Source organism: Subtercola boreus, from assembly GCF_003399645.1.
GTDB lineage: Bacteria > Actinomycetota > Actinomycetes > Actinomycetales > Microbacteriaceae > Subtercola > Subtercola boreus_A.
This window is the reverse complement of record NZ_NBXD01000002.1, coordinates 150,289-176,049: the sequence shown is the minus strand read 5'-3', so window position 1 is coordinate 176,049 and position 25,761 is coordinate 150,289. Positions and strand designations below refer to the sequence as shown.

Annotated in this window: 23 protein-coding genes; 8 read left to right on the top strand and 15 right to left on the bottom strand. The window is 69.1% G+C overall.

Annotated elements, in window-relative coordinates:
• Positions 1-12 precede the first annotated feature (12 nt).
• Positions 13-138: a hypothetical protein gene (locus B7R24_RS18235; RefSeq protein WP_301182444.1), complete on the top strand. Its 126-nt coding sequence runs from the start codon at positions 13-15 to the stop codon at positions 136-138.
• A gap of 102 nt (positions 139-240) precedes the next feature.
• Here B7R24_RS18235 and B7R24_RS00950 read toward each other — a convergent pair whose 3' ends face one another.
• Positions 241-1,725: an LssY C-terminal domain-containing protein gene (locus tag B7R24_RS00950; protein ID WP_253259189.1), complete on the bottom strand. Its 1,485-nt coding sequence runs from the start codon at positions 1,723-1,725 to the stop codon at positions 241-243.
• Between the two features lie 39 nt (positions 1,726-1,764).
• Between B7R24_RS00950 and B7R24_RS00945 the strand changes: the two genes are divergently transcribed.
• From B7R24_RS00945 to B7R24_RS00935, 3 genes are all read left to right on the top strand, one after another.
• Positions 1,765-2,742, top strand: a complete 978-nt coding sequence (locus tag B7R24_RS00945; RefSeq protein WP_116417099.1) for an MDR family oxidoreductase — start codon at positions 1,765-1,767, stop codon at positions 2,740-2,742.
• A gap of 117 nt (positions 2,743-2,859) precedes the next feature.
• Positions 2,860-4,983: a heparan-alpha-glucosaminide N-acetyltransferase domain-containing protein gene (locus B7R24_RS00940; RefSeq protein WP_116417098.1), complete on the top strand. Its 2,124-nt coding sequence runs from the start codon at positions 2,860-2,862 to the stop codon at positions 4,981-4,983.
• Between the two features lie 171 nt (positions 4,984-5,154).
• Positions 5,155-8,421, top strand: a complete 3,267-nt coding sequence (locus tag B7R24_RS00935) for a tetratricopeptide repeat protein (protein WP_116417097.1) — start codon at positions 5,155-5,157, stop codon at positions 8,419-8,421.
• On the opposite strand, the gene B7R24_RS00930 is transcribed toward B7R24_RS00935, so the two are convergent.
• From B7R24_RS00930 to hemB, 3 genes are read right to left on the bottom strand one after another with little or no spacing between them, the layout of a single operon-like run.
• Positions 8,418-8,804, bottom strand: coding sequence for a hypothetical protein (locus B7R24_RS00930; protein WP_116417096.1), 387 nt, complete (start codon positions 8,802-8,804; stop codon positions 8,418-8,420). The genes B7R24_RS00935 and B7R24_RS00930 overlap by 4 nt on opposite strands.
• A gap of 4 nt (positions 8,805-8,808) precedes the next feature.
• Positions 8,809-10,149 (bottom strand): glutamate-1-semialdehyde 2,1-aminomutase, encoded by a 1,341-nt coding sequence (gene hemL / locus B7R24_RS00925; protein WP_116417095.1) that lies wholly within the window; start codon positions 10,147-10,149, stop codon positions 8,809-8,811.
• A 32-nt stretch (positions 10,150-10,181) separates the two neighbouring features.
• Positions 10,182-11,114 (bottom strand): porphobilinogen synthase, encoded by a 933-nt coding sequence (gene hemB / locus B7R24_RS00920; protein WP_253259214.1) that lies wholly within the window; start codon positions 11,112-11,114, stop codon positions 10,182-10,184.
• Between the two features lie 260 nt (positions 11,115-11,374).
• On the opposite strand from hemB, the gene B7R24_RS00915 reads away from it, so the two are divergent.
• Positions 11,375-11,803 (top strand): VOC family protein, encoded by a 429-nt coding sequence (locus B7R24_RS00915; RefSeq protein ID WP_116417093.1) that lies wholly within the window; start codon positions 11,375-11,377, stop codon positions 11,801-11,803.
• Positions 11,804-11,953: 150 nt separating this feature from the next.
• Here B7R24_RS00915 and B7R24_RS00910 read toward each other — a convergent pair whose 3' ends face one another.
• From B7R24_RS00910 to hemE, 9 genes are all read right to left on the bottom strand, one after another.
• Positions 11,954-12,739, bottom strand: coding sequence for a uroporphyrinogen-III synthase (locus tag B7R24_RS00910; RefSeq protein ID WP_116417092.1), 786 nt, complete (start codon positions 12,737-12,739; stop codon positions 11,954-11,956).
• Positions 12,739-13,710: a hydroxymethylbilane synthase gene (gene hemC, locus B7R24_RS00905; RefSeq protein ID WP_116417091.1), complete on the bottom strand. Its 972-nt coding sequence runs from the start codon at positions 13,708-13,710 to the stop codon at positions 12,739-12,741. The genes B7R24_RS00910 and hemC overlap by 1 nt, the downstream gene beginning before the upstream one ends.
• Entirely contained in the window at positions 13,707-14,876 is a 1,170-nt protein-coding gene (locus B7R24_RS00900; RefSeq protein ID WP_253259213.1) for a ferrochelatase, read from the bottom strand. The genes hemC and B7R24_RS00900 overlap by 4 nt, the downstream gene beginning before the upstream one ends.
• A gap of 89 nt (positions 14,877-14,965) precedes the next feature.
• Positions 14,966-15,760 carry a hydrogen peroxide-dependent heme synthase gene (hemQ, locus tag B7R24_RS00895; RefSeq protein ID WP_172582650.1) on the bottom strand — a complete coding sequence of 265 codons (795 nt, stop codon included), beginning with the start codon at positions 15,758-15,760 and terminating at the stop codon, positions 14,966-14,968.
• 170 nt (positions 15,761-15,930) lie between these two features.
• Positions 15,931-16,290 carry a DUF3618 domain-containing protein gene (locus B7R24_RS00890; protein WP_116417090.1) on the bottom strand — a complete coding sequence of 120 codons (360 nt, stop codon included), beginning with the start codon at positions 16,288-16,290 and terminating at the stop codon, positions 15,931-15,933.
• Complete coding sequence (locus B7R24_RS00885; protein WP_116417089.1) at positions 16,283-16,717, bottom strand: phage holin family protein; 435 nt, start codon at positions 16,715-16,717, stop codon at positions 16,283-16,285. Before B7R24_RS00885 ends, B7R24_RS00890 begins: the two co-directional genes overlap by 8 nt.
• Positions 16,718-16,725: 8 nt before the next feature.
• Positions 16,726-17,088 carry a YtxH domain-containing protein gene (locus B7R24_RS17910; RefSeq protein WP_253259188.1) on the bottom strand — a complete coding sequence of 121 codons (363 nt, stop codon included), beginning with the start codon at positions 17,086-17,088 and terminating at the stop codon, positions 16,726-16,728.
• 46 nt (positions 17,089-17,134) lie between these two features.
• Complete coding sequence (locus B7R24_RS00875) at positions 17,135-18,850, bottom strand: protoporphyrinogen/coproporphyrinogen oxidase (RefSeq protein WP_116417299.1); 1,716 nt, start codon at positions 18,848-18,850, stop codon at positions 17,135-17,137.
• 4 nt (positions 18,851-18,854) lie between these two features.
• Complete coding sequence (gene hemE / locus B7R24_RS00870; RefSeq protein WP_437123490.1) at positions 18,855-20,042, bottom strand: uroporphyrinogen decarboxylase; 1,188 nt, start codon at positions 20,040-20,042, stop codon at positions 18,855-18,857.
• Positions 20,043-20,136: 94 nt separating this feature from the next.
• Between hemE and B7R24_RS00865 the strand changes: the two genes are divergently transcribed.
• The 3 genes from B7R24_RS00865 to B7R24_RS00855 are packed head-to-tail and all read left to right on the top strand — an operon-like array spanning position 20,137 to position 22,620.
• A complete protein-coding gene (locus tag B7R24_RS00865) occupies positions 20,137-21,453 on the top strand; it encodes a glutamyl-tRNA reductase (RefSeq protein ID WP_116417088.1) in 1,317 nt (438 codons plus the stop codon).
• 22 nt (positions 21,454-21,475) lie between these two features.
• Positions 21,476-22,216 carry a GNAT family N-acetyltransferase gene (locus B7R24_RS00860; RefSeq protein WP_116417087.1) on the top strand — a complete coding sequence of 247 codons (741 nt, stop codon included), beginning with the start codon at positions 21,476-21,478 and terminating at the stop codon, positions 22,214-22,216.
• Entirely contained in the window at positions 22,213-22,620 is a 408-nt protein-coding gene (locus B7R24_RS00855) for an NUDIX hydrolase (protein WP_253259187.1), read from the top strand. The genes B7R24_RS00860 and B7R24_RS00855 overlap by 4 nt, the downstream gene beginning before the upstream one ends.
• A gap of 130 nt (positions 22,621-22,750) precedes the next feature.
• Here B7R24_RS00855 and B7R24_RS00850 read toward each other — a convergent pair whose 3' ends face one another.
• Together B7R24_RS00850 and B7R24_RS00845 are read right to left on the bottom strand one after the other, a co-directional pair.
• Entirely contained in the window at positions 22,751-23,659 is a 909-nt protein-coding gene (locus tag B7R24_RS00850) for a serine hydrolase (protein WP_253259186.1), read from the bottom strand.
• Between the two features lie 88 nt (positions 23,660-23,747).
• Positions 23,748-25,733 (bottom strand): M13 family metallopeptidase, encoded by a 1,986-nt coding sequence (locus tag B7R24_RS00845; RefSeq protein ID WP_116417085.1) that lies wholly within the window; start codon positions 25,731-25,733, stop codon positions 23,748-23,750.
• Positions 25,734-25,761 lie beyond the last annotated feature (28 nt).

The window sequence follows — 25,761 nt, the reverse complement described above, 5'->3', positions numbered from 1 at the left end:
TCGAGAACCCGGATGCCGTCCCGCGCTGATGGGGCGGCATCCGGGAAGGATGGCCGCTCTCAGGCCGATCATCAGGCGATGGCCGGGCGCATCGAAGACCAGGCGGTCAACGATCTCGTCATGCACGACGAGGCGTGAGGCGGCCGCACCGCTCAACTGCACCTCATAACCCGACACATCGTCAGTTGTAGCACCTGCGCGAGCGCATGAGCCAGCGCCCGGCGCACCTTGAAGCGTTCCTCAGCCGCCGAGTGCTTCGCGGCCCACGCCGTTCCGGGACAGGCGGCGCGCGCGGCGTTGCCGGGCGAAGGTGCGGGCATCGGCACTCGACAGAGCGAACAGCACGAGAATGTCGAACGACAGGTTCACGAGCCCCGTCGTGAGAGTGATCGCCGTTCCATTGGTGAAGTAGTCCACGGCAACAGCGGCCGCACCGAGCAGGCTGACGCTCATCGCGAAGAAGCGTGCGCCGTTGAACCCTGCGAAGATCAGTTGCGCCAGCAGCAGGTACGCTGCGAACCCTCCGATCGAGACGATGATCACTGCCCAGAGCACCGCGTTCGCCACCTCTTGCGTGTTCACATCCGGGCCGACCGGCACGTCGATGGTGACGGTCTGTACCGAATCCGCCCAGGTCGTCAGCACGGAGATCACCGAGGCGACACCGATCGCCCCGCGCGCGATCATCAGCAGGTAGCTCACGTAGATGGTGATCGGCCGCTTCACGCGGTTCGACGCCCCCGAGTCCCGTGCCGTCTTCATCACCTTCTGCCCGAGCAGCGAGGCATCGGCGGGCAGGAGGGACGAGTCAACGATCGCCGCGCTCGACATTCCCGCGGCAGACGGCGTCACCGCGCCCAGGTCGATGATCGGCAGGTCACCGTCGGTCGTGATCGCGTCGCCACCGCCGTTGACGGCGTGGTACCCGGTCGAGAAGTTGCGGATGACCGTGAACACGCCCTCGGGGTTCGCCTGCTCCAGCGTGGTCACGATGTGGTCGCGCTCGATATCGGTCTCGCGCTCGATGCGGTGCGTCACCTGCAGAGTGAACAGCGAGAGTCCGACATTGCGATCGTACGTGCCGGCGGCCATCCATTCGGCTGAATATCCGCCGGGCAGAAGCCAGCCGGGCGGCGTCTTCCAGAACCGCACGTGGTGGCGTTTCGCCGGGTTGCCCGCGACCTCCTGCTGGTACGTGAAGTCCTGGATGTTGCCGAAGAGGTAGAGCGGGCTCACCGGCGCATCGGAGTAGCTGCGACGAAAGATCGTCGACGTGACAATGCGGAGCGCACTGCGAAAGCCGACCTCGTCGGCCCTGTGCCATCCGGCCGCCAGCATCGCCGTGTGCAGCTGCGCCTCGGAGCCGAACAGCGCGAGATTGACCGGGTCGCCCAGCAGGCCCTCGTGCGTGCGCGCCCGCCCGATGAAATAGTCGGGAACATAGATCAGGGTCAGCATGCTGTGGATGCGAGGCAGCAGCAGGTAGGCGAGCAACAGCCAGAACACCAGAAGGAACCACACGTACTGGAACCCGCGACTGAACGTCTCGGTGAGGATCAGGTAGGCGAGCCACCCCGCGGCGACGGCCCCGAGAAAGAAGAAGACGTTGTCGAGAATGACCATGAGCGAGGCGCGGCGTCGCTCGGGCGCCGGCAGCGCCCGCGTCGATCGCGGCACGAAGGGCGTGGGGCTCGTCCCGGTCTGCTGCAGCCCGCTGTGCGTCATGCCTCAACCGTAAAGCACTGGCCGGGCTAGGGTGAAGGCATGTTCCGAGCCATCGTGGTCGCCGAAGACCTGCCCGCCGCACTCACAGAGATCGATGACGATTCCCTGCCCGACGCCGAGGTCTCGATCGACGTCCTGTTCTCGAGCATCAACTACAAAGACGGGCTCGCGCTGCGCGGCAAGGGTTCGATCGTGCGCACTCTGCCGCTCGTTCCGGGCATCGATCTCGTGGGTACGGTCACCGCCTCGAAGTCGCCGCGCTTCACGCCGGGTGATCGGGTGGTTCTGAACGGCGACGGCATCGGCGAGACGCGGTTCGGAGGTCTCGCCGAGAGGGCGAAGGTGCGACCGGATGCTCTGCTCCTTCTGCCTCGGGCGATCACGCCCGAGCGTGCCGCCGCCATCGGCACCGCGGGGTTCGCCGCGATGATCGCCGTGCTCGCGCTGGGCGACGCGGAAGTCTCGCCCTCCGACGGGCCCGTGCTCGTCACCGGAGCCGCGGGCGGAGTCGGATCGATCGCGATCGCGCTGCTGGCCGCACGCGGCTACACGGTCACCGCATCGACGGGTCGCCTCGAGGAGCACGGTGCGTACCTCCGCACACTGGGGGCTTCCGACGTGATCGACCGGGCGGAGTTCTCGGAGCCGGGCAAGCCACTGCAGACGCAGCGCTTTGCCGGGGCCATCGATTCTGTCGGCAGCGCGACCCTCGCGAATGTGCTCGCACAGACGAAGTACAAAGGCACGGTCGTCGCGTGCGGGCTCGCCCAGGGTAGCGATCTGCCCGTGACGGTGCTGCCGTTCATCCTGCGCGCCGTCACCCTGACCGGAGCGAACTCGGTGAATGCGCCGATCGAATTACGGGAGCGCGCCTGGGCGGCACTGGCCGAGGAGCTCGACGGAGTGCTGCTCGATTCGATGACCACGACGGTCGGGCTCGCGGAGGTCTTCGGCGTCGCCGACCGGATTCTCGCCGGAACGGTCCGGGGCCGCACGGTCGTCGACGTGCGCCGCTGAGCCCCTTTCCCGGTGACAGCTGAACAAACGATCGACCTGGGCTGAGCAAACTTCATTACTGAGTGAAACTCGTTTACTCTTGTCGGGGGGTAACCCACGACGAGAAGGAAACCCGGCATGACGAGCACCGCCACCCGCTCACCCTCCCGCGAGCCATACCGTTCCTCCGGGTCGTACTCGGTCGGTGTGGCGGTGGTTCGCGAGCGGCCCCCGCGACGCGGTCGCGAGGGCCCAGCACCCGCAGCGTCGCCGGCGTCTGGGCACCGGGGTGGCGACGTGACGGATGCGCCCTTCGAGGGTCGACGGGGGTGGCTGGCGAGAATGCCCGAGCGCCTGTTCGGTGGAGCGGGCCGGATGATCGGAGTCGACGTCGCCCGCGGCGTCGCCGTCGTCGGGCTGCTGTTCTGCTGGTTCGTGGCAGCGAGCAGTGCGGGCGGTGACGCTGTGGGAAGTGCGGGTCTTACGAGTGGTGGCGCTGCGGGCGGCCTGATGGGTGCGGCGGTTCCGCTCACAGGGCTCGCCTCCGCCGCCCTCTTCGTGGTGGTGTCGGGGGTCGCGGTGACGCTGGCGCTCGGCGCGGGCCCTGTCGCTGCGCCGGGCGCAGCCAGGAGCCTGCGCGTTGCCGTACGGGCCGTGCTGCTGTTCGCGACGGGTGGAGTGTGTGCATCGCTCGGTACAGCGGGCACGGCGATGCCTGCCGAGATACTGCAGCTCGTCGCGACGCTCAGTCTGCTCGCCCTCCTGCTGCAGCGCCTGCGGGCGAGAACCCTCTTCCTGGTCGCGGGCGTCTGCCTGGTCGCACTCCCGAGCGCCAATGTCCTCCTCCAACTGTGGCTTGCGACGCCCGAACCCTCGCCCACTGTCCGGGTGCTCGGCTCGATGGTCTGCTCCGGCACGTTTCCCGTGCTGACCTGGTGCTCACCGTTCCTCTGCGGGATGGCTGTCGGGCGCCTCCCTCACGACCGCGCCCGGTGCGCATTCACCCTGCTCGCCGCCAGTGGCACCCTCTTCGCGGCCGCCGCTGGAGCAGCCCTGGATCGCGCCCCGCGCGGCAGCAGCCTGCACCTCCTCTTCGCCTCCGGGCTGGGTTTCGACGCCGCGGGCATTGGCAGAGCCGCGGACCTCTCCGCCTCCGAAATCTTGTTCGCTACCTCGCCGGGCGTTGTCGACGTGCTGGGCGCATCCACCCTCGCGCTGGCGATCCTCGCGCTGTGCCTGCTCGTCGGGCAGCCCCTGCGCTGGCTGCTCCTGCCCCTGTCGGCCCTCGGATCGCAGGCTCTGACGGTGTCGGCGGCCATCCTCGCCACCTGCCTCCTCGCCCCGGACGCGGGCACACGTCTCGCGCAGGCGACCAGCGCCCTGCTCGCCCCGCTGGGCATCAGGGACACCGCGGCGATCCTCCCGGTGGGGTCGCTGTTCGTCGTGATGGCGGGCGTGGCACTGACGACGACTCTGTGGCGTGCGATCTTCGCCGCCGGCCCCATCGAACGGCTCTTCACCGCGAGCGGCGGCCTCGTCGCACGCACCAGCCGCAGTGCGCATGAGAGCGGCCCCGAGACCGGTACCGACGCCGTGCGCCGCACCGAGCCCGGGACTGCGAGCGACCGCGGTGCGGAATTCGCGGAAGAGGTGGGTGGCGACATCGGCGCGACGTCGGGCCCGGATCACTCGCGCGGTTTCGACTGGCGGTTGCCGGCGGATAACGCGGACCGGTCTCCGGGCGACGGCCGGCCTAGGGGCGACAGCCGGTCTCCGGGCGACAGCCTGGCTCCGGGAGACAGCCTGGCTCCGGGCAGTCGATACTCGATCGGGGGTAGGGAGCCACGTCGAACGAGCACCGATCGGCGTGACGATGCCGGTGATCGACGGGCGGGGCGAGGGGAAGGCGCGGCCAGCCGACGCGCCGACCGTGAGGAGGGCGCCCACCGCCGCCGCGCTGCGCGGGACGCACGGGCTCGTGAGCGGCGAGAGGATCGTGACGCGAGAAGGCAGACCGTTCGAGATGGGCAGGCGGCCGAGACCGCCTCTCCTCGTGAGCGACGATCGACCGCCGCGAGACCCGAGTACGAGCAGCCTCCCGCGCCGCGGCAGAGACCGCAGCAGACGGGCCGATCGGGTCGCGGGGCCAGACGCCCCCCGGAACCTGAGACGTACGAACCCATCCCTGGCGCCGAAACGCCCCGGGCGCCGTCGATAACGAAGTGGAACCCCGGCCAGTCGCTCGGCAGGCTGCCCTACTGAGCCGGGGGCCGGCGGTGACGGGTTCGGGCCGCAACTCCGCTCGCGACACCGACACCGACGCACCGCACCGCACTGCGCAACCCGCACCCCGACCCGCGGACCCACTCCGCTCTGCAACCCGCACCCCGACCCACCACTCACCACCCACCACCCACTTGGGAGACAGCACCCATGCAGCATGAGACGCACGCGAGGCGCCTGATCGACGAGGCCGATCGACGTGACCGGGGCGTGTTCCAGCACGCCCTTCTGGTCGAAGCCGCCCGGGTCGCCGTGGCCGCGGGCAGCGAGGAGCTCGAATACTGTGCTCGGCTGCGGCTTGCGGCGGCTGCGGGGATGAGTGCTCGAAGCACAGAACTCCTGGACAACATCGAGTGGTGCCTCGAGCGGCACCTCACCGATTCCGAGCGCTTCGCCGCACGCAGTGGACCCGTCGAACTGGCGGCGGTGTTCGCAGCCGTACCGCCCACTCTCGCCGCCAGCCCGAGCTTCTCGCTCGCCACGATCGACCAGTCGCTCTCCGAGCTGCAACAGCTGCTCGCCGAGCGAGACTTGCGAGACGAGCCAGACGAGCCAGACGAGCGAGCGCTTTCGACGCATCCTCCCGACAGCAGCGGCGCGGCCACCACCCGCCTCGACTCCGACTTTCTCCTCACCCGCGCCCGCCGGCACGTGTTAGAGGCCACCGGTCGCCACCGGGAAGCCGCGAGCCAGCGCACGGCATTGAGCCGGCTACGCCTGCTCCGCACCGCTGCCGGCGACGAATCCCACCCCGCCGGACACGCCCACGCCGATGCCGACACTCCCACGCACCACGATGACCCCGCCCACGCCGACGACCCCACCCACCACGACGATGCCCGCGGCGACGGCGCTGCCGATCATCCCCCTCCCCCTCGTCGCATCGCCGAGAGCCTCCTACCCCTGCTGCAGAGAGGCCAGCTGTCGGATGCCCGACTCGCGCATCTTCGCGGATACGAGCTGGTGCGCCACGACCCACGCCATCTCGCCGAGATCGCGATGCACATCGAGTACTGCGCTGACATCGGGGACCTCACCCGCGGACTCCAGCTCGTCGGTCGGCACCTGCACTGGCTCGTCGTGGATCCGCATGACGAACTCGCGCGCTTCGATGCACTGCTCGCCGTGGGATGCCTGCTCGACCTCGTCTGCGAGTCTGACGCCGAGGGGCACGGGCCCGACGTACGGGTGGGGGCGGCCGAGCATCCGGGCCTTCGCCTATTGCTCGGGATGCCCACGGGGGCCGTGACGGCGGAGAGCCTCTCCGACGCATGCTGGGCCCTCGCCCGCACGGTGGCTCAGCGGTTCGACGATCGCAATGGGTCGAGCACTTTTCTTGATCGTTGCGCCGCCGCAGAAGCACGGAGCGATGTTCGCTGCGCCGCCCTCGCCGAGACGGATGCCCGGCAGGGCACTCGCGCCGTCACGCACGAGACGCCGGCCGCCTTTCGAACGATCGATCCCCACAGCATGTTGCCGAGCATCCAGTGGCTGCGGGCGGCGCGGGAACGGGCGAGTGTGGCAGATCCGGCCGGGGCACTCTGGGCGATCCAGCAGGCCCACGACATGCTCGACCGGGAATCGTCGGCCGAACTCCTGCCGCACGACGACAGCGCCCGCAGCCTGGCACGCGCGAAGCCACGGCCTCTCGTGAACTCCGCGCCGGCGAACCCCGGGCCGTCGAACAAACCGCGAGCACGCGGGGCTGCCGCCCGTCGGAAGACGACCCCCGCCTTCGACGATCTCGTCACCGGCGCAACCGTTTCGCCGGTCGCGCCACCGCACAGCACCCCCGGCAGGCGCACCCCCGCCCCAGGCGACCGCGCTCTGCGAACGCTCGCCCGGCCCGGACCTGCCGACGGCACCCCCGCCCCACCCGATCCCGCCCGCGGCGTCCGGGTCGCCCTCTACGACCTCGAGGTCCGGCTCGCCATCGAACGCGGCGACCTCGCCCGGGCCGAGAAGGTCGCGGCGTGGCGGGTCGACCAGCTCATCGCCGAGGATCGCCTCGACCTGGCCGAAGTCGAACTCGAGCTCGGACTCCTGCTGTTCGGTGTCGAGCCGGAGCGCCGCCGCGGAGACCTGGAACGCGAGCTGACCGCGGCCCGGAGGGGTGCGGTCGACCCCGAGGCACAGGTGAGCGTCCTGAACGCGCTCGGCGAACTGCGGCTGAAACAGCAGCGTCCGAGGGAGGCGATCGAGTTTCTCCTCTCGTCTGTCACCCTCTGCGGGCACGATCCCGACTGTGTCGCCGTACAGCGTCCGCTCATGCTTCTCTCCCGCGCACAGGTCGCCATCGAACAACCGGTCTGGGCCCGGGCGACCCTCGACCGGCTGCTGCGTCACGACCTCGACAGGGCGATGCGTGCCGATGCCCTGCTGCTGCGCGCCTCTCTCCTGTTGGGCGCAGACGAAGCGCGCGCCGCACTCGACGACGCAGATCGTGCTCTCTCGCTCTCTCTCGAGCTGCACGACGGTGCAGGCACGATCGCCGCGTGTGCCAACCTCGCTTCGCTGCTCGAGCACCTCAAGGTGCGGCCCGGGGTCGTCGAAGCCTGGCGAATGGCTGTCACCGAGGCGACAACGGGTTTCGATCACGGCGCCGCCGATCATCCCGACCTGCTGGGCCTGCGTTTCAGGCTGGCCCGCGCGCTGATCGCGTCGGAGCGTGGATCCGAGGCCGCCGCCGAACTGCACCGCATCCTCGACGCGGCCCCGACCGACGTGCCGGCCGAGCGCGCCGAGCTGCTGTTCTGGCTGGGGCACGCCTACCGGCTCGAGGACGACGATGACGCCGCCTACGCATCGTGGAGCCTGTCGCTCACCCTCTGCTCGCTGGCCCGGGATGCTCGGGCAGCCGTTAGGGCGGGCCTCGCGCTCGGGCGGCTGCTGCTCGAGCGCGATGACCCCGACAGTCTCGACGTGCTCGAACACACTCTCGCCCAGGCGCGACGCATCCCCGACGAACCGTCAGCCGAGGTCGACGCGCTGCACCTCTACGGCATCGCGCAATGTGCATTCGGCGACGTGGAGGGGCTGCAGACCTTCGATCGTGCGCTCGATCGTGCTGCGCAATACTCCTTCGACATCGACGCGCTGCTGGCGACCGTCACTGAGTCGCGGGCGCGGGCGCTCGACAACCTCGGCTTAGACGAGGATGCCCTGGTGACGGCAGCACGAGCGGCGCGGTTGTACGAGCGACTGTCAGACCGGGCATCCGCGGGCCACGCGCACTTGTTCACGGCGCGACTGCTCGTGACGCTGGGCCGCTTCGACGAGGCTCTGCCGGTGTATCGCCGGGCTCTGGACCTTCTCCCCCTCGAGACACCGGTCGTCGAGCTGGCCGTGGCGGAGTTTCGGGCAATCGGGGCACGCGTCGCGCCACCCGCTGGCGCCGCAGCGGCAGTGACGCCCTAGTCCGCGGCGATCTCCGTCGCGGCGGCCGACTCCACGGGCGGGAGACGCAGCGCCCGCAACAGCGTCAGCGAGTGCCGGGTCGTCACGATGATGCGGGAGAACTCGGCCCCCTCGATGTCGATGACCACCGACGTGCGCGTTCCCTTGATCAGCAGAAAGTCTTTGCCGTCATGAAACTTCCACGAGCCCACCGCGAGCGTCAGCGGTACGGCCGTACCGGGTGCCCGGATGCCCCGCACCCAGATCCACGGGTCGTCGGTCAGCACCGCAGAACGGATGTTCTCCAGCGGTACCTCGATATCGCTCCGCCGAAGCGAGAGGATCTTCTCGGCCCGCGTCAACCTGATCTCAAGACGATCGGGGTGAACGAACAGAACAGCCATGGGTCTAGTGTGCCCGCGAAACCGCCGCAGCGGAACGAGCCGCGCCCGGGAGCGCCGACACGATCCGCTCGATTGCCGAGTCGTCGAGCGCCGCAGACACGAACCACGCCTCGAACACCGATGGAGGAAGCGACACGCCCGCGTCGAGCATCGCGTGAAAGAACGGGGCGTAGCGGAACGACTCCTGCGACTGCACCTCGGCATAGGTGCGGGGTCCGCCGACCGGGAAGTCGCCGAAGGCGAAGCTGAACAGGCTCCCGGCGCGCTGGACCGAATGCGCGACACCTTCTGCGGCGAGCGCCTCAGACACGGCGTTGGAGAGAACGGATGCCGTGCTGTCGAGCTTCGCGTAGACGGTGTCGTCGGCGAGTCTTAGAGTCGCGAGTCCGGCGGCGACCGCGACCGGGTTGCCCGACAGCGTTCCCGCCTGGTAGACCGGCCCGAGGGGCGCGAGGTAGTCCATCACGTCGGACCGCCCGCCGAGCGCCGCGAGGGGAAGACCCCCGCCCACCACCTTGCCGAAGGTGAACAGGTCGGGCGCGTAGGGCTGGTCGGGCGCCCCCGACACCTCGAGGCCCCACCACCCGGCCGGCCCGACACGGAACCCGGTCAGCACCTCATCCACGATGAGCAGAGCGCCGTTCTCGTGCACGATGCCGGCGAGTGCCGCGTTGAACCCGGCGTCTGGAGCCACCACGCCCATGTTCGCCGCCGCAGCCTCGGTGATCACCGCAGCGATCTGCCCCGGGTGGGCTTCGAAGACTTCCCGCACCGCCTCGAGATCGTTGTAGGGGAGCACCAGCGTCTGGGCCGCGGTCGCCGCGGTCACCCCGGCCGAAGCCGGCAGCGCGAGCGTCGCCAGCCCAGAACCCGCCTCGGCGAGCAGCGAATCCGAATGACCGTGGTAGTGCCCGGCGAACTTGACGAGCAGATCGCGACCGGTGAAACCCCGTGCCAGACGGATGGCCGTCATCGTCGCTTCGGTACCGGTCGACACAAGCCGGACCTTCTCGACGGGCGAGAGGCCCGCCGCAGAGATCCGCGCCCGCACCGCCTCGGCCAGTTCGGTCTCGCCGGGGGTCGACGCACCGAACGACAGACCGCGGGCGGCAGCATCCTGAACTGCTGTGACAACCTCCGGATGCGCGTGCCCCAGGATCGCCGGGCCCCACGAGTTCACGAGGTCGACGTATTCGATCCCGTCGGCGTCGGTCACATGGGCGCCTTTGGCCGCGACCAGGAAACGCGGCGTACCTCCTACCGAACGGAACGCCCTCACCGGGGAATTGACCCCACCCGGAATGGAAACGCTCGCACGGGCGAACAGAACGTCGGACTCGGACACGTCAGGCCTTTCAAAAACGGTTGGGGAATATGTCACTGCTGCTCGCGCAGCGTGCGCGCGATCTCGGGCGCGTAATACGTCAGCACCGCGTCGGCGCCGGCACGGCGAATGCCGGTCACCGATTCGAGGATCGCCCGTTCGCGGTCGATCCAGCCATTGGCCGAGGCCGCCTCGATCATCGCGTACTCGCCTGACACCTGGTAGGCCCACACCGGAACAGGAGACATGGCCGCCACGTCGGCAAGCACGTCGAGGTAACTCATGGCAGGTTTCACCATGACGATGTCAGCACCCTCCTCCAGATCGAGCAGGGTCTCGCGCATGCCCTCGCGCCGGTTGGCCGGGTCTTGCTGATAGGTCTTGCGGTCGCCGCGCAGTGTGGATCCGACGGCCTCGCGGAACGGGCCGTAGAACGCCGACGCATACTTCGCCGTATACGCCAGAATCGCGGTGTTCTGAAAGCCGTGGGCGTCGAGCTCGTCGCGAACGGCAGCGACCTGGCCGTCCATCATTCCCGACAGGCCCAGCAACTCGCTCCCGGCCGAGGCCTGCGCCACCGCCATGTCGCGATACCTCAGCAGTGTCGCGTCGTTGTCGACGCGCCCGTCAGCGTCGAGCACACCGCAGTGACCGTGGTCGGTGAACTCGTCGAGGCAGAGGTCGGTCTGCACCACCAGCGCATCGCCCACCTCGGCGACCACGACGCGCGTCGCCTGGTTCAGGATGCCGTCTGGGTCTGTGGCCCCCGACCCGATCGCATCCTTCGCGTCGGGAACACCGAAGAGCATCACCCCACCCAGCCCGAGGTCAGCCGCCTCGTTCACGGCGGCACGCACGCTCTCGGTCGTGTGCTGCATGATGCCGGGCATGGAGTTCAGGGCACGCGGCTCGGCACCCTCCTTGACGAAGATCGGAAGGATGAGGTCGGCCGGGTGCAGACGCGTCTCGGAGACGAGCCGCCGCATCGCGGGCGTCGCACGCAGGCGCCGGGGTCGAACAGTCAGACCGGCCGAGGGGCCGTTCCCGTGAGAAGTCATACCGCAAGCCTACGCTTCGTCGCTGGGAATGCTTCCGCGGGGCTGCCAGGGCTCAGGATGCCCGTTCCAGGGGTCATGCGCAAGGGTCTGGTCGCTCCCAGCCTCCGCTGGCATAGTCGGTCGAACGAGGCCGGGGCGCAGCCCGACGCCCACGATCATCCATCGCCCACCCCAAGGAGCACCCCACTATGCCCGTCGCCGCCGTGGACTATGCCCACCTCCGTCTCACTGTCACCGACATCGCCGTCTCCCGCAGGTTCTACGACGCGGTGTTCGGGTTCGATGTGCTCGTCGAGGCACCTCCCGCCGACGCGGACCAGGCCACGAAAGACCAGCTTGCCTTCGTCTTCGGCGGGGTGATCTACCAGTTCGGCGGCGGGGTTCTGGGTCTTCGCCCCGTCGCGCCCGCGGGTGACCGCTACGACGAAGACCGGGTCGGGCTCGACCACCTCAGTTTCGCCGTGCCGGCCCGCTCCGACCTCGACGATGCAGCCGGGCTGCTCGATGGGCTCGGCATCGAGCACGGGGGAGTGAAGGACATCGGATCGGGCTTCATCCTCGAGTTCCGCGACCCCGATAACATCGCCCTCGAGCTGTTCGCCCCCGCCGCGAACTGACCCCGAACCCGAGCCTCGAACACCTCGGCAGACGCACCCCGGCACGCCGAACGGATACGGTCTGGGCGATCCGCACCCCTATGCGGCTCGGACCCCGGAAACTGTGTCCGTTCCTGCGGTGCCAGACGAAACGGCGTCAGCACGGCCGCGTCAGCGCAGGGCGGCCGCCGCGCCGATGAGGGACTCGATGAGCGACTCGGCCGAGCGCTTCGCCGCGATGAGGTCGACGCGCAGACCGTAGCTGCGGGCATCCTGTGCCGTCACCGGGCCGATGCACGCCACGATCGTCGACTCGGGGATGGGCCCGAGCTGAAGCTGGACCTGCTCCGCGACGCTGCCCGACGTGACGAGGATGGCGCGGATCAGGCCCGCCTCGACCTCTTCGCGGAGGGCCGGGTCGACGGCGACCCCGATGGTGCGGTAGGCCACGACCGACTCGACGGCGTGCCCGCGCTGCGCGAGCCCGAGGCTGAGAACCGGCTTCGCGATCTCGCTGCGGAGGGTCAGGATGCGAAGGGACGCACCCGCCTCCTCGAACTGCTTCATCTCGCTGAGCAGGCCCTTCGCCGAGTTGTCTTCGAGCGGCACGAGATCGACCCGGTAGCCCGCCGACGACAGCGCTGCTGCCGTCGTCTCGCCGACCGCGGCAATCCGCGTGGATGCGGGCACCTCGGCCTGGTGCGCCGAGAGCACGTCGACCGTCGTGGCGCTGGTCACCGTGAGCCAGTCGAAGTCACCGGCCGCCAGACGTTCGAGCGCACTCTCGAGCGCCGCCGAATCCGCCGTCGGGGCGAAGTTGATGAGGGGCGCCACGATGGGCACGGCCCCGACGGTTCGGAGGTCGGAGGCGACTCCGTGGCCCCAGGGCCCGCCGCGCGGAACGAGGACGCGCCAACCGGCGAGGGGTTTGGGGGTCGAGCCGGTCGAGACGCCCATCAGGATGCCGCCCCCAGCGCCGCGAGCTCGCCAGCGCCGCCGTCGAGAAGCTGCCGCGCGACCGCCGAGCCGAGCTCTGCCGCGGCGGCCTCGCCCGCCGAGCGCGAAAGGCCAGACGAAGAGACGCCCGCCGACACCCCGGAAGGCAGAACGGCACTGCGGTTGCTTTCCAGCTCCGAAGATCCATCCGCCGCGTACACGACGGCCGAAAGATTCAGCGACGAGCCCTCCAGCACTGCGGAAGCTCCGACCGGCGCACTGCAGCCAGCCTCGAGGGCGGCCAGCACGGCGCGCTCCGCAGCGATCGACAGGCCTGTGTTCGCGTCGTGGATCGTCATCAACTCGGGAATGCTGTCCTCCTCGCGCGCTTCGATGGCCAGAGCCCCCTGACCGGGTGCGGTGGGCCAGATGGCGAGATCGAAGAACTCAGACACGGCGTCAAGCCTCTGAAGCCTCGTCAGACCGGCGGCAGCAAGCACCACAGCGTCCAATTCCCCGCTCGACACCTTTGCCAACCTGGTGTCGACATTACCTCTAATGTCGACCACCGTGACATCCGGGCGCAGACTAAGCAGCTGGGCGACTCGCCGGGGCGAGCCCGTTCCGATGCGCGCGCCCGGTGGGAGCTCCGCAAGTGTGAGGCCGTCGCGGGCGCACAGCGCGTCGCGCGGATCTTCGCGCCGCGGAATCGCTCCGAGCACGAGACCCGGATAGTTCGCCGTCGGCAGGTCTTTCAGCGAATGCACGACGAGGTCGCACGACCCCTCGACCAGCGCCGCGCGCAGCGCACTCGCGAAGACTCCGGTACCGCCGATGCTCGCGAGCGAGGCCCGCGACGTGTCACCCTCGGTCGTGATGACGGTGATCGTCACGTCGACACCGGTGAGTCGTGTGAGCTCGGCCCCGATCATCCCGGTCTGGGCCAGAGCGAGAGCGCTGCCCCTCGTCGCGATCCTGAGCTTTCGGGTCATGGGGCCAAACCGGCGAGGGCAGGCCTGAACCCGAGTCGCACGTTCTCGCAGCAGCCGGTGCGGCACACGTCGTACCAGGGCCCGAGCTCGGTCAACGATGGCCGGTCGGCGGTCTTCACGCCATTGACACGCTCGAGAACGAGGTCGATGAGGCCGCTGACGTACTTCTGGTGAACACCCGGCGTCGGAACGCGAACACTGTACAGCGCGTTCTCATTGGCCGTGTCGGTGGCCTCCTTGTCTAGGTCCCACTTCACCTCCATGTGGTCGCTGACGAAGCCGAGTGGAACGATCACGACGGCCCTGATGCCCCGCGCGGGCAGCTCGCCGATCGCGTCGTTCACGTCGGGCTCGAGCCACGGCTGGGTGGGCGGGCCACTGCGGCTCTGGAAGACCAGCTGCCACTGCGGCATGGATGACCGGCCGACGCCGACCGCCTCCATGACCACTTCGGCCACGGCACGGTGCTGAGCCTGGTATGCACCGCCCGGACCGAAGCCACGTTCGGGCGGGCCCGAGCGGTCGGCATCCGTCGACGGAATGGAATGCGTCGAGAACAGCACCTCGACCTCGGAGCCCAGGTCGATGCCGGGCAGCGCCGCCTCGATCTGGTCGAACGCTGCGGCGACGCCGTCGATGAACGGCGCCACGAAACCGGGGTGGTCGAAGAACTGGCGCACCTTGTCGATCTGCAGGGTGCCCTCGAGCCCGGTCTCGGTGAGGGCCTTCGCGTAGTCCTCGCGGTACTGGCGGCAACTCGAGTAGGAGCTGTAGGCGCTGGTACCGATGGCGATGAGCTTGGTGAACCCGCGCTCGTTCGCCTCGCGAAGAGCTTCGGGCAGGTAGGGCGCCCAGTTACGGTTGCCCCAGAGCACGGGCAGGTCGATGCCGCGACGGGCGAGTTCGGCCTCGAGGGCCGCCTTCAGCTCACGGTTCTGCTCGTTGATCGGGCTGATGCCGCCGAACGCGCGGTAGTGGTGCGCGACCTCTTCTAGGCGCTCGTCGGGGATACCCCGGCCGCGCGTGACGTTGCGGAGGAACGGGATGACGTCGTCCTGCCCCTCAGGCCCGCCGAACGACGCGAGCAGGATGGCGTCGTAGGCGACGGCCTCCTCGACGTGCTCTGCTCCGGATGCTGCGGCCGGGGTCGCTGCGCGAACGAGCACGCCCTCGGGGAAGGCGTTCGGGTCTGCGGCAGGGGCCGCATCCGTCGCCGGGGCGACGGGCACGGCCGCGTCTACTGCTGTTGCGTCGCTCACTGTAAAACCTCCACGATCTCGGCGCTCGTGATACGGCGCCCGGTGTAGAACGGAACTTCTTCGCGTACGTGCCGCCGGGCGTCTGTCTGCCGGAGGTCTCGCATCATGTCGACCAGGTTGAGCAGCTCGTCGTCTTCGAGCGCAAGGATCCACTCGTAGTCGCCGAGCGCGAAGCTCGCGACAGTGTTGGCGAGTGTGGTGCGGAAGGCCGAACCCTTGATGCCGTGGTCGCGCAGCATGGCGCTGCGCTCCTCTTCGGGCAACAGGTACCACTCGTAGGAGCGCACGAACGGGTAGACCGTGACCCAGCCCTGCGGCGGCTTGCCGAGCATGAACGAGGGCATGTGGCGCTTGTTGAACTCTGCGTCGCGGTGCACGCCGAGCGCGTTCCAGACCGGCAGGAGCCCCTTCAGCAGAGTGGAGCGACGCAGCTGCCGGAGGCCCCACTGCAGTGTCTCGGGCGTCTCGCCGTGGATCCAGACCATCACATCGGCGTCGGAACGGAGGCCCGAGACGTCGTAGAAGCCGCGCACGGTGACGTCTTCGGCCTCGAGGCTGAGCACCGCATCATCCAGTTCGGCGACGGCGGAGGGAACGTCATAGCCGTCGAGTTCGAAGGGCGACGCGGGATTTCGACGAAAGACCGCCCACAGGGCGTACGCCGTCACCATGACGGGTTCGGTTGTCGATTCGATGGTGCTGGGCGCAGGGCCCGTCTGGGTGGGTGATTCCGCTCCGGGAGCGGCGGACTCGGCCGGGCTGTCAGCCCGATCGGATGTCGGGATTGTCATTGTCTTCTTTCGTAAGCGGGCCACCCCGGCCCGCTGATTCGGTGGGAGGTCTCCCCCGCTTGGTGCGGTCGTGCTTTCGTGCTGTCGTGCTGTCGTGTTGTCTGTCGCCGGTCGTTCGGGTCGGTGGTCGTGCGGGCCGGTGGTCGTGCGGGCCGGTCGTGCGGGGGGTGTCAGTCTCGCCGGGCTGCACGGATGCCGAGGAAAACGCCCGTGCCGAGCAGCGCCACGACTCCCGCTGCCCCGGCAACCAGAACAGCAGGCTGTTCGTCGCGAAGCGTCACGAGCCGGGCCTTGACCCTGTCGACCCTGAACCGCACCTGCCTGGGCACATTCAGCTTGAACTCGATGGCGTCGAGGGTCATAGCCAGATCGTCGCGGTTCTTGACGACCGCGTTCTTGATCTCGTCGTGCGAACGTGTGTCCTCCGGTTTCTCGACGGCGTCGGGAGCGTTCTTACGGATGCTCTTCGACGCGGCCTTCGACGCCTTCATCGTTCGTGCGCCGGCGCTGGGGGCCTTCTTGTCACTCATGGGTCTCACCCAGTCCCTTCACGGCGTTTACGTCTTTCTTGAGGCTTTCGATCGACTCGGCGGGCACGGGAGGCACGCCCTTCTTGATCGATCTGATGCCGATGAGAATCAGGATGATCGCGACGATCAGCAGCGCACCCGCGACGATCAGCGCCGAGAGCCAGGCCGGCAGCGCCGTGGCGATGCCGAGCACCGCGGCCGCGACCAGCACGGCGAACACGAAGAACAGCAGGAAGAGGGCCGCAGCGATGAGCCCGGCACCGATACCCAGCTTCGAGACGCGGCTGATGACCTCGGACTTGAGCAGGGTGATTTCGTCTTTGACGAGGGTGGTCAACAGGCTCGGAAGCGCGCTGATGAGTTCGGGCAGGGACTGTTTCGTCTTGGGGTTGCTCGGTTTCGTGAGCGAAGCGCCGGGTTCAGCCATGGTGTCGACTACTCGACGAAGCCGGTCAGCGGGGGAATGACAGCGTCGGAGTCGGGCGACGCGGCACCCGATCGCGTGGGAGCCTTCGTCGACGGGGAGCTCGCCGAACGCTTCGACGCGCTTGCCGCGTTCTTGTCGAGCCGGAGAACAGCACCGAGACCCTTCCGAACCTGGTCGGCGATCTTGCCCGACGCGGCGTCGAGACGCTGGTTCGCGAAGCCGTGAACCTGGGTGACACCCGCCTGCACCGGCTGGGACTGCCATACTCTGTCGGCACCCGCCTTGATCTGCTCGTACCGCTGGCGGCCGGCTCGTGAGCCGAGAACGTAGCCCGCACCGATGCCGACCACGAAAAGCAGCTTTCCGCGCATGATTACTCCGATCAGTCGTGAATTGCCTGTGGTGTAAATCGTAGACCTATGAACTGAGCAGGCTGACAGCAAGCTCCGAGGCCTTGACGCTTGATCCGTCGATGACGTAGGCCAGGCCGGTTCCCGAGATCCAGGCACCCACGACTTCGAGCCCCGGATGCTCGTGCACCGCTTCGACGAGAGCGTCGACCCGCGCGCGGTGGCCGCCGGTCGCGAACGCCAGCGAATCGCGCCATTCAAACAGAGCGAACCCCTCCACCTGCTCGGGGCGGAGTGGGATGCCGAGCAGGATGCTCGCATCCCGGAGCGCCTGGGCCTCGGAGACGGTGGGCGCGGGGGCGTCGTGCGGGGCAGCGGCGGTTGTCGCGCCGGCAGCCGCGACGCGCCGACCGGTGGCGGCGGGCGCACCGCGCCCATAGGAGAGGCGCACGACGTGCCGGCCCGGGCCGGCGGCCGAAGCCAGCCACGACCACTTCGCGGTGGCGTGCGTCAGAGCCTTCGCCCCGACCGTCCGGACGTCTTCGGCGACCAGAACGCCGGTTCCGCGCGGGGCGGCATCGAGCTCCGGGGCGGCCAGCACCAGAGTCGCGAGTGTGACGGCCGAGGAACCGGGCCAGGCCGCATCCGTGCTCTGATCGCGCAGGCCGTCGAAACCCTGCAGCAGCGTCAGCGCTGCGCGGAACCCGGCCGCGACGATCACCCCGTTCGACCCCAGCACCTGGCCATCGTCGAGCACGGTCATCCACTCGGCCGGCCTGCCCTCGCCCGCACTGCCCTCGCCCGCACCCGCACCGTCACTTTCGAGCCCTTCGAGTCCTCTCGCGGGCCCGAGTGCGTCAGCGTCAGCGTCAGCGGACGCCGGCGCACCAGCAGAGGAGTGCGACATGTCGACGCGGCGGATGCTCCGCACTTCGACCCCGAACCGCAGGTCGACGCCGAGCCGCTCGCAGTCTGCCACGAGAGCCTCGACGAGGCGGAACATGCCCCCGTCGATCCCGCCCACCGCGGAGCCGGCCCTCGCACCCTCTGTCCCGGCGGCATGCGGGCGCCCGCCACTCGTCTCAGATCCGCGCACTGTCTCGGCGTCGCTCGGGCTGCCCCCGGGTGCCTTCGAGGCGGCCGGGCGAACGCCATGCGTACCGCGACGTGCGATGAGCGACATCACAGCGCCCGAGAGAGAGCCCTGCACGCCCATCGCAGCGGTCAGTCCGGGTGCGACGGCGTCGGTGTCGATCAGGTCGGGATGCGCCGAGTGCACGCCGGAGACGATGGGCGCGACGAGACGGTCGAGCACCTTCTGGCCCATGCGGCGACGGACGAGGTCGCCGAGATCGGTCGACTTCTTCACCCGCACGAGCGGGATGTAGCGGTCGAGCTGCGCGCGCAGTGCACCCGACCAGCCGATGATGCGGCGCACGTCATCGGCGAGCGGAACGCCGGGGATGCCCAGCACCGTGTTCTTCGGAAGCGGTGCGGCATCGCCGTCGAGCTGTACCCACGCGCCCTTCGGGTTGGGGGTGACGACCGCCCCGCCGAGCCCCAGGCCGGCCAGGTAGGCTGCCACAGTTCCGCCCCGGGTCGCGAAACTCTCGGCCCCCGCATCGAGCCGGATGCCCGCCACAGTGTGGGTGGCGACGCAGCCGCCGGGTGTGGGCGCGGAATCGACCACCGTGACGCGAAAACCTGAGCGCGCGAGCGTTCGAGCGGCCACGAGCCCGGCGACCCCCGCGCCGACCACGACCACGCTCTGCCCTGTCGGCATGGGCTCAGGCGACCGGGCCGGCGAACGCGGGAGCAGACCCACCGGCGGCGGCGCCAGCGGCGGCATGCCCCTCGCCGGCGACGTCGTGTACGAACCGCACGACGCGCGAGAGCACGTCGGGGTCTGCGTCGGGCGGAACCCCGTGCCCCAGGTTGAGCACGTGCGACGGCGCCGCCTTGCCCCGCGCGAGCACGTCGAGCACGTGCGCCTCGAGCACCGACCAGGGTGCCCTGAGGAACGCGGGATCGATGTTGCCCTGCAGCGGAACCGTGCCGCCGAGACGACGCGATGCCTCGTCCAGGGGGATGCGCCAGTCGACGCCCATCACGTCAGCGCCGACGTCGTGCATCGCACCGAGCAGCTCGCCCGTTCCCACGCCGAAGTGCACCATCGGAACCGTGCGGGTCGAAGCATCCGGAGCCGTGTACTGCAGACCGTGCACGCGCGAAAGGGCGAGCGCGGAGGCGGGCGCGACATGGGCCGTGTAGTCGGCGAGCGAGAGCGCACCGGCCCAGGAGTCGAAGAGCTGCGCGGCGCTGGCGCCCGCGATGATCTGAGCGCGGAGGAACGCACCGGTGATCGTGGCGGTCCAGCGCATCAGCGCCTGCCAGGTGTCGGGGTCGGAGTGCATCATCGTGCGCGCGGCGAGGTGGTCCTTCGACGGACCGCCCTCGACGAGGTAGGCCGCCAGAGTGAAGGGCGCTCCGGCGAACCCGATCAGCGGGGTCTGTCCCAGAGCCGCGACGGTTAGGGCGACGGCCTCGGAGATGGGAGAGAGTGCGGATTCGTCGAGCTCGGGCAGATTTCGCACGTCGTCGGCCGTGCGCACCGGATGCGGCAGCACCGGGCCCCTGCCGGCGACGATCGAGACATCGACCCCGGCGAGCTTGATCGGTACGACGATGTCGCTGAAGAAGATGCCTGCGTCGACACCGTGGCGCCGCACCGGCTGCAGGGTGATCTCGCTAGCCATCGCAGGGTCGAGGCAGGCGTCGAGCATGTCGGTACCGACTCGCAGCGCGCGGTACTCGGGCAATGAGCGGCCGGCCTGGCGCATCATCCACACCGGCGTCACGGGCCCGCGAACGCCCTGGTAGGTCGACACGAGCGCGCTGCCCGATGTTCGGCCGGCCTGAAGCGGATGCGAGGCCGGCAGCACCCGCAGGTCGGCGTCAATCGTCGGAGAAGTCACGTGCTCCAGTGTCTCACGCGGGCGAAGGGGGGATCCTGTGTGTGAGTTCTACAAGACGTCGTAGTGGGCGGCTTTCGTCGCATACGATGTATTGGTGCTGATCTGCCTGACTGCGAGCCATCGCAACGCCAGCTTCACCCTTCTGGAGAAGTTGTCCATCGGCGCACCGTCCGTGGCTCCGTCGCTCGTCGGTGACAGCGATTTCATCCAGGGCGCCGTCGTGCTGGCGACCTGCAACCGCTTCGAGGCCTACCTCGATGTCGACGAGCCTCTCACCGCCGGCAGTGCCCTCGCGGCCAGCGAGGTCATCGAGGCCGTGAGCCGGGCATCCGGAGTCGAAGCGGCCGACGTGTTCGACGTCGTCACCGTTCTCTCGGGCGACACTGTCGCCGAACACCTCTTCTCGGTATCGAGCGGACTCGAATCGGTCGTCGTCGGCGAAGACGAGATCGCCGGCCAGGTAAGGCGCGCGCTGCAGACCGCCCGCGTCGAGGGCACCACATCGTCGGCTCTCGAGCGCCTGTTCCAGCGCGCCTCACACACCTCCCGCGACGTCAAGACGAAGACCGGCGTCGGTGGAGCGGGCCGATCGCTCGTACGCCTCGCCCTCGAGCTGGCCGAGAGCCGCGTCACCGACTGGTCCCAGACGCGCGTGCTGGTCGTCGGCACCGGCAAGTACGCCCGGGTCAGCCTCACCGCCCTGCAGGAGCGCGGCGCCACCGACTTCACGGTCTACTCACCCTCGGGTCGCACCGCGCCGTTCGCCGCCCGCCTCGGCATTCCACAGGTCTGGGCCGAGGGTCTCGCCGCGGCGATCGGCCGCTCCGACGTGATCGTCACCGCCAGCCAGTCACCCGTCGCGGTTCTCACGGCCGCCCACTTCGTCCGGGCGGCTGCGGCTCCGGATGCCCTGCAGCGCCGCCTCGTCATCGATCTCGGCCTGCCCCGCAACGTCGACGCGGCGGTGGCCTCCCTCGCCGGAGTCGAGCTTCTCGATCTCGAAACAATCAGCCTGCACGCCCCGATCGACGAATTCGCCTCCACCACCAGCGCACGGGCGATGGTGGATGAGGCGGCTGCCGAGTACAGCGCGGCCCGCGTCGAATCCGAGGTCACCCCGGCCGTCGTGGCCCTGCGCTCGCACTTCTTCGACGCCCTCGACGCCGAACTCGCGCGGGCCCACGCCCGCGGAGACCACTCGCCCGAGACCGAGGCGGCGCTCCGCCATCTCGTGGGAGTGCTGCTGCACACCCCCTCGGTACGCGCCCGCGACCTCGCACGCTCCGGCAACGGCCCGGCCTTCGTGGCCGCGCTCGAGTCGCTGTACGGCGTGAAGCCGGCCTCTGCGGTCGCTCCGTTCGCGATCCTTCCCGCAGCGACACCCGCCGACGGGGAATCCGCCGCCTCCTGAACCGGTCTGGCAGGGTGGGGTCATGACCTCCTTCCCGTCGGTGCGCACCGAACGCCTCCTGCTGCGGCCCCTGCGAGCGGACGACGCCGAGGCCATCAACTCCTACCAGAGCCTGCCCGAGGTGGTTCAGTACATGTTCTGGGAGGTGCGCACCCTCGCCGAGACCCGTGAGCATCTCGAAAAGCGTCTGCTCACGACGGCGCTCGAGAACGATGGCGATGTGCTGGTCGTCGGGGTCGAGCTGGCGGGCCCCGAGCATCCGGCCCGCCTGATCGGCGAGATCACCCTCTTCCTGCACAGCGTCGCAAACGGTCAGGCGGAGATCGGCTGGGCGTTCCATCCCGACTTCCAGGGCCACGGGTTCGCCTCCGAGGCGGCGAGCGGGATGCTCGACTGGGCCTTCGCCGAGCTCGACGTTCATCGGATCGAGGCCCACCTCGATCCCCACAACGCGGCCTCGGCGGCGGTGTGCCTGCGGCTCGGGATGCAGCGGGACGCCCTGCTCCGCGAGAACCTCCTGTTCAAGGGTGCCTGGGGTGACACCGCGGTCTACGGCATCCTGCGTCACGAGCGCGCGACACGCGTCGCGGGGCGTTCGCAGGGGGACGCGGGCGCAGGCGGCTCAGGCGGCGCGCCTGGCGCGGGCAGCGTGGATCACGCGGACAACGCAGCTGGCGCGGGCAGCGTGGATCACGCGGACAACGCAGCTGGCGCGGGCAGCGTGGATCACGCGGGCAGCGCAGCGAGCGCGGGCAACACGTGAGCGCCCTGGCGCCGATCCGCGTGGCCGCCGTCGTGCTGCTGCGGGAGCGCTGCGTGCTGATGGTCACCGCCCGCGCCCGCGACGTGCTGTACCTCCCCGGCGGCAAGATCGATCCCGGCGAGACCTCCGCCGCTGCGCTCGTGCGTGAGTGCCGCGAGGAGATCGCGGTCGCACTCGATCAGCCGAGCATCCGGAGCCTCTTCACCGTCACCGTGCAGGCGCACGGCGAACCCGAAGGGAGGATGGTCGAGATGGAACTCTTCGCCGCCACGACACCCGACGAGCCCACCGCGTCGGCGGAGGTCGACTCCGTGCACTGGGTGACCTCCGCCGACGCGCACCGCTGCCCCCCGGCCGGCGTCGAAACCCTGGCCCGCCTGCGCGCCCTCTCCCTGATCGACTGATGAGGGCCGCACCCTGACGCACCGCAATTCAGGCAGAGGGCGACGACGAAGCCACCACGAGCGCCGCAGCGCTGCCTGCCTGCCTGCTTGCCTGCTTGAAGAGAGTGCGCGCGGCGGCCGGGGCGATGCGTCAGTACACGTACTCCAGGATGTCGGTGCCCAGGGTTCGCATGCCCTCGAGCACCGCGAGGCGACCGGTGAGCTCCGAGTCGTTGAACCGCATGGTGATGGCGTAGGCCACGCTCGCGCGCTGGCCGCGGAGAACGCCGACCTCCGAACGGATGCCCTCGCCCGAGCCGGTCTTGTTGATGAGCAGCAACCCGTGATCGGAGTGCTGGTGCGACAGCGGATCGAGCCCGAACGCGCTGGCCACCATCGACAAGTCGCTGCCGAGCCCGAGCCAGGCGAGCACCTGCTGGCTGGTCGCGACATCGACCACGCTGCCCTCGGCGAGGTTGCGGAACAGCGTGGCCAGTTCGCGCGCCGAACCGACAGAGAAGTGCGGGGCGTCGTCGGGGCCACGGAAGTCGCGCACCTTGTCGAGCAGAAAAGTGCGGTGCAGCCCCAGCGCCTCACCGCGCGCCCGCACCGCGTCGAGCCCGATGTGCCGGAGCAGAACATTCGTGGCGAGGTTGTCGCTCGTCGCTCCGACCAGAACGGCGAGATCGGCGACCGGGAGGGTGGGCACCTGCAGGTGCTGCCAGAGCCCGGTGTCTGCGGCCGAGTCGACCACCGTGCGGTCGAGGAGCCCGTGTGCCGAGATGTCGCGCTGGGTGAGTCGCGCGGCCACCTCGATCAGCAGCAGCACCTTGCCCAGGCTGGCGGTCGGAACCGACAGGTGGTCGTCGATCGAGAACAGCACCTTCTCCGAGGTGACGTCGAGCGCCGACGCGGTGATCTGAACGCCCGACAGGGCAAGCTTCGTCAGCGAGACGAAGCCGCGCTTGAACGTCTCGGTGTCGTGTGATGCGCTCGATCGTCGCCCGCTCGGAAGACCGGACTGGGCCCTCCGCCGGTCTTTTCGCATCGCCTGTACCACCGTTGTCTTCCCTTGTCTGCAGTCGTCGCCAGCCGCATCGCAAGCACCTTGCCGGGGTCGCTCAACCCCCGCTGTCGGAACGTCGAACCTACCAGATGGTCACCCGATCATCCGGTGCCAACCAGAGCCCGTCGGTCTCGACGACCGAGAATGCTTCGTAGAACTCACCGATGTTGCGCACGATCTGGTTGCACCGGAACTCGTTCGGCGAATGCGGATCGATCGCGAGCAAACGGATCACCTCTTCGTCTCTCGACTTCTGCTGCCAGGCCTGTGCCCACGACAGGAAGAACCGCTGGGCGCCGCTCAGCCCCTCGATCACCGGCGGCTCTGCGCCGTCGAGCGAGATCAGATACGCCTTCCACGCTATGCCCAGCCCGCCGAGGTCGCCGATGTTCTCCCCGATTGTCAACGCACCGTTCACGTGATTGTCGGGCACCTGTGCCGGGGCAAGGGCGTCGTACTGCGCGATCAGCGAGGCGGTGAGCTTCTCGAAGGCTTCCCGGTCTTCGGATGTCCACCAGTCGGTGAGGCGGCCGCCTCCGTCGAAGCGCGAACCCTGGTCGTCGAACCCATGGCCGATCTCGTGCCCGATGACAGCGCCGATCGCACCGTAGTTGGCCGCGGCATCACGCGTCTCGTCGAAGAACGGATACTGCAGAATGGCCGCCGGGAACACGATCTCGTTGAACCCGGGGTTGTAGTACGCGTTGATCGTCTGCGGGGTCATGAACCATTCGTCACGGTCGAGCGGTCTGCCGACCTTGCCGAGCTCACGCTGGAACTCGAACTCGGCTGTCGCGCGAACGTTGTCGAACAGGCTCGACGCATCGAGGTCGAGAGCCGAGTAGTCGCGCCACTTCGCCGGGAAACCGATCTTCGGCGTGAACTTGGTCAGTTTCTCGAGTGCGCGTTCGCGGGTCGACGGCGTCATCCAGGCGAGCTCGGTGATCGACCGGCGGTAGGCCTCGATGAGGTTGGCCACCAGGACATCCATCGCGGCCTTGGCCGTGCCGCCGAAGTGACGCTCGACGTAGATGCGCCCGACGGCCTCACCCATGGAGCCCTCGACGAGCGAGACGCCGCGCTTCCAGCGGGCTCGGATCGACGGCGTTCCGGTGAGGGCGTGGCCGTAGAACTCGAAGTTCTCCTCCACGAAGACCGAGGGGAGGAAGGCCGCTGCGCCGTGGATGATCTTCCACGACAGCCAGCTCTTCCACTGCTCCAGGCGGTCTTCGGTGAGGAGCGACGACAGGCCCTCGAGGAAGCTGGGCTCGCGCACCACGACCTCGTCGAGCACGCCCACCGGCGCATCGAGGGCATCGCGCCACAGGGTGAGGGCGCCGGCGGGGGAGTCGTCACCGGCCGCACCGGAGAAGAGGGCCAGCAGGTCGGCCCACGAAAACAGGTTGTACGTGGCCTGGGCGTCGCGGGTCTTCACGTTGTCCCAATGCTTGCCCGCGACGGCGGTCTCGAGGTCGAAGACGAGCCGGGCGCGGTCGGCAGCGCTTTCCGGCCCGGACGCGCTGACCAGCTCGAACATGCGCTGGATGTGCGCGACGTACGCCTCCCGGATGCTCTCGAACTTCTCCTCGCGGTAGTAGCTCTCGTCGGGCAGCGTGATGCCGCCCTGCTCGACGAAGACGAGGTAGCGCTCAGGGTTGCCGGGGTCGTTGTCGACGAACAGGTGGAAGAAGCCGCCCACACCCTGGCGTTCGAGGCGCCCGACCGTACGAATGAAATCCTCGATCGAGTGGATGCCGGCGACCAGCGCCAATTGCCCGTCGATCGGCGCCGTGCCGAGCTGCTCGATGCGCTGCTCGTCCATGAAGCTCGTGTAGAGGTCGCCGAACTTGCGCTCTTCAGTACCCTCCGACGCCGCCTGGGCCTCGGTGATGATCTGTTGCACGGCCTTCTCGGCCTCTTCGGCGAGCTCGTAGAAGGAGCCGTACCGCGCCTTGTCGGCGGGGATCTCTGTGCGCTCGATCCAGCGGCCGTTGACGTGCCTGAACAGGTCGTCCTGCGCACGGGTCTCGGGGTCGAGTTCGGTGGTGTCGATGCCGGTTTCGCTCATACCCCCCACACTACCGACGCCGTCTGAC

What these genes read in the sequence shown, in the direction of transcription:
- B7R24_RS18235 (WP_301182444.1), top strand. Translation starts at nt 13, where the DNA reads ATGCCGTCCCGCGCTGATGGGGCGGCATCCGGGAAGGATGGCCGCTCT.
- B7R24_RS00950 (WP_253259189.1), bottom strand. Translation starts at nt 1,725, where the DNA reads ATGACGCACAGCGGGCTGCAGCAGACCGGGACGAGCCCCACGCCCTTC.
- B7R24_RS00945 (WP_116417099.1), top strand. Translation starts at nt 1,765, where the DNA reads ATGTTCCGAGCCATCGTGGTCGCCGAAGACCTGCCCGCCGCACTCACA.
- B7R24_RS00940 (WP_116417098.1), top strand. Translation starts at nt 2,860, where the DNA reads ATGACGAGCACCGCCACCCGCTCACCCTCCCGCGAGCCATACCGTTCC.
- B7R24_RS00935 (WP_116417097.1), top strand. Translation starts at nt 5,155, where the DNA reads ATGCAGCATGAGACGCACGCGAGGCGCCTGATCGACGAGGCCGATCGA.
- B7R24_RS00930 (WP_116417096.1), bottom strand. Translation starts at nt 8,804, where the DNA reads ATGGCTGTTCTGTTCGTTCACCCCGATCGTCTTGAGATCAGGTTGACG.
- hemB (WP_253259214.1), bottom strand. Translation starts at nt 11,114, where the DNA reads ATGCGGCGGCTCGTCTCCGAGACGCGTCTGCACCCGGCCGACCTCATC.
- B7R24_RS00915 (WP_116417093.1), top strand. Translation starts at nt 11,375, where the DNA reads ATGCCCGTCGCCGCCGTGGACTATGCCCACCTCCGTCTCACTGTCACC.
- B7R24_RS00910 (WP_116417092.1), bottom strand. Translation starts at nt 12,739, where the DNA reads ATGGGCGTCTCGACCGGCTCGACCCCCAAACCCCTCGCCGGTTGGCGC.
- hemC (WP_116417091.1), bottom strand. Translation starts at nt 13,710, where the DNA reads ATGACCCGAAAGCTCAGGATCGCGACGAGGGGCAGCGCTCTCGCTCTG.
- hemQ (WP_172582650.1), bottom strand. Translation starts at nt 15,760, where the DNA reads ATGACAATCCCGACATCCGATCGGGCTGACAGCCCGGCCGAGTCCGCC.
- B7R24_RS00890 (WP_116417090.1), bottom strand. Translation starts at nt 16,290, where the DNA reads ATGAGTGACAAGAAGGCCCCCAGCGCCGGCGCACGAACGATGAAGGCG.
- B7R24_RS00885 (WP_116417089.1), bottom strand. Translation starts at nt 16,717, where the DNA reads ATGGCTGAACCCGGCGCTTCGCTCACGAAACCGAGCAACCCCAAGACG.
- B7R24_RS17910 (WP_253259188.1), bottom strand. Translation starts at nt 17,088, where the DNA reads ATGCGCGGAAAGCTGCTTTTCGTGGTCGGCATCGGTGCGGGCTACGTT.
- B7R24_RS00875 (WP_116417299.1), bottom strand. Translation starts at nt 18,850, where the DNA reads ATGCCGACAGGGCAGAGCGTGGTCGTGGTCGGCGCGGGGGTCGCCGGG.
- B7R24_RS00860 (WP_116417087.1), top strand. Translation starts at nt 21,476, where the DNA reads ATGACCTCCTTCCCGTCGGTGCGCACCGAACGCCTCCTGCTGCGGCCC.
- B7R24_RS00845 (WP_116417085.1), bottom strand. Translation starts at nt 25,733, where the DNA reads ATGAGCGAAACCGGCATCGACACCACCGAACTCGACCCCGAGACCCGT.